This is a genomic window from Mesorhizobium sp. WSM4816 (assembly GCF_055811535.1).
In genome coordinates, this window is record NZ_JBVVQR010000119.1 from 1 (window position 1) to 279 (window position 279).

The window sequence follows — 279 nt, forward strand, 5'->3', positions numbered from 1 at the left end:
GCCCGGCCATGATGGGGAGGAGACGGAAATCGGGGGAGGGCGACGAAGCCTCAGCGCTCAGCGCATGCGATCCAGCCGGCTGGCCTGGTACTTGGCGCGCCATTTCGGGCCGGGTCCGCGCATGTAGTGCAGCTCGGGGCGATAGGGGTTGGCCGCGACGCGGATCAGCGTCTGCCATCTGGTGGCGACGAAGCTCAGGGGCTGGCGCAGCAGGCTCAGTGAAGCGGGCAACATGACATCACCTCAATGCGGCTTGCCGAGCATGGCGGTGAAGGGGAG

General features: G+C 67.4%; 1 protein-coding gene. It reads right to left on the reverse strand.

The genetic code is table 11. The features are described 5' to 3' along the window. Positions 1-57: 57 nt before the first annotated feature. The gene (locus AC0L3H_RS33050) at positions 58-234 is read right to left on the reverse strand and encodes a hypothetical protein (RefSeq protein WP_260372438.1); all 177 of its coding nucleotides are present in this window, start codon (positions 232-234) and stop codon (positions 58-60) included. Between the last annotated feature and the right edge of the window lie 45 nt (positions 235-279).